The sequence below is a fragment of the Lysobacter enzymogenes genome (genome assembly GCF_017168095.1).
Lineage (GTDB): Bacteria > Pseudomonadota > Gammaproteobacteria > Xanthomonadales > Xanthomonadaceae > Lysobacter > Lysobacter enzymogenes_D.
Genome location: NZ_LXSD01000205.1, coordinates 1 through 2,233, shown reverse-complemented (window position 1 = coordinate 2,233; position 2,233 = coordinate 1). Strand labels below are relative to the sequence as shown.

1 protein-coding gene is annotated in these 2,233 nt (G+C 69.7%); it reads left to right on the top strand.

Annotation, left to right across the window (positions count from 1 at the left end; genetic code table 11):
* Window positions 1-349: 349 nt before the first annotated feature.
* Complete coding sequence (locus A7A76_RS05275; protein WP_206410210.1) at window positions 350-1,885, top strand: helicase HerA-like domain-containing protein; 1,536 nt, start codon at window positions 350-352, stop codon at window positions 1,883-1,885.
* Window positions 1,886-2,233 lie beyond the last annotated feature (348 nt).

Genomic DNA, 2,233 nt, shown 5'->3' with positions numbered 1-2,233 from the left:
TCCGGCTTTCGCCGGAATGACGGTCTGGGGGTTGCGGGGCTTCGGGGTGGGGCGGCGGGGCTGCGTTGCTTCGGTTGGTCGCGACTTGCGTCGCTCCTACAGGGGCTGCGGCCAGTTTCGCATCCGACTGCAGGAGCGGCGCGAGCCGCGACTGCGCCAACGCATCTACGACGCGAACGAAACATCCGCAACCCAATCAGCACCCACACCGGATATCACGCGAACGAACAACAAGCCCCCCGCTTCACGAACCCGACACGCCTCCCGCTAGAATCGACCCCTCGCAAGCGCCCCCGAACCCACCGACGAACCACCCCACGCACCACCCCACCGAACCACGGAAACGGACATGGCCCCGACCCCCGGCGACACCCAGAACGACATCCTGATCGGCAAGGCCGTGACCACCCCCGGCAGCGGGCAAGTGTTCCTGCACACCAAGCTCGGCAACCGCCACGGCCTGGTCGCCGGCGCCACCGGCACCGGCAAGACGGTCACCCTGATGACCTTGGCCGAAGGCTTCTCGCGACAGGGCGTGCCGGTGTTCCTGGCCGACGTCAAGGGCGACGTCGCCGGCCTCGCCGTCGCCGGCGCCGCCAGCGACAAACTGCAGGAGCGCCTGAAGGAGATCGGCGTCGCCGACTGGACCCCGCAAGCCAACCCGGTGGTGTTCTGGGACCTGTTCGGCAAGCTCGGCCATCCGGTGCGCACCACCGTCAGCGAGATGGGCCCGACCCTGCTGTCACGCATCCTCGAACTCAACGACACCCAGTCCGGCGTGCTCGACATCGTGTTCAAGCTCGCCGACGACCGCGGCCTGCTGCTGCTCGACCTGGAAGACCTGCGCGCCCTGCTCGGCCTGGTCGCCGACGAGCGCAAGGACATCTCCACCAGCTACGGCCTGGTCAGCGCGCAGTCGATCGGCGCGATCCAGCGCTCGCTGCTGCGCCTGGAGCAGGACGGCGGCGATCATTTCTTCGGCGAGCCGGCGCTGGAACTGGCCGACCTGATGCGCACCACCCCCAACGGCCACGGCGTGGTCAACGTGCTCGCCGCCGATTCGCTGATCCTCAAGCCGCGCCTGTACTCCAGCTTCCTGCTGTGGCTGCTGTCGGAGCTGTTCGAGCAACTGCCCGAAGTCGGCGACCTCGACCGGCCCAAGCTGGTGTTCGTGTTCGACGAGGCGCACCTGCTGTTCGACGACGCGCCGGCCGCGCTGCAGCAGCGGGTGGAACAGGTGGTGCGGATCATCCGCTCCAAGGGCGTGGGCGTGTACTTCTGCTCGCAGTTCCCCGACGACATTCCCGACAACATCCTCGGCCAGCTCGGCAACCGCGTGCAGCACGCGCTGCGCGCGTTCACGCCGCGCGACCAGAAGGCGGTGCGCACGGCCGCGGAAACGTTCGTGCCGAATCCGGCGCTGAACGTGGCGGAAGCGATTTCCAAGCTGGGCACGGGCGAGGCCTTGGTCTCGACCCTGCAGGACAAGGGCGTGCCGATGCCGGTCGAACGCACCCTGGTGGCGCCGCCGCGCTGCCGCATGGGCGCGATCACCGAGGCCGAGCGCGCCCAGGTCCGCGCCGGCAGCCCGATCGGCGGCAAGTACGACACCCAGGTCAACCGCGAATCGGCCGCCGAGATGCTGGCCAAGCGCGCCGAGACCGCGGCCGAACAGGCCAAGGCGCCGCCGGCCAAGACCCGCGAGCAGGACGACCAGGAAGAGGGCGGCTTCGGCCAGGCGGTCAAGGACGCGGTGTTCGGCACCAAGCGCCGCCAGGGCATGGTCGAGACCATGGCCAAGCAGACCGCGCGCACGGTCGGCACCCAGGTCGGCCGGCAGATCCTGCGCGGCCTGCTCGGCGGCATCTTCGGCGGCAAGCGCTGAGCGGCCCAGGAGCGAGCGGGTAGGAGCGAGCGGGTAGAAGCGAGCAGAAGTCGGGCGCTCTTCCATTCGAGTGCTCGTGCGAAAGCGAAAAACCGCCGCGGGGCGCGAGAAGTGAGCAAACGCGCGCTTTCGCCCACTGCTCGCTCCTCTACGCTCACTCCTCGCCGCGCAACCCGCCGACCCATCGAACACCGCCACCGCACAGGAGCCGCATGTGAACCGCAAACTGCTCGCCCTCGCCTGTCTCGCCACGCTCGCGTTGAGCGCCTGCAACAAGCCCGCCGAGCCCGCGCCGGCCCCGGCCGATGCGCCCAAGGCCGCCGAACCGGCGCCTGCGCCCGCACCCGC

Excerpts from the sequence above, each read along its gene's own strand:
- A7A76_RS05275 (WP_206410210.1), top strand. The coding sequence starts at position 350 with ATGGCCCCGACCCCCGGCGACACCCAGAACGACATCCTGATCGGCAAG.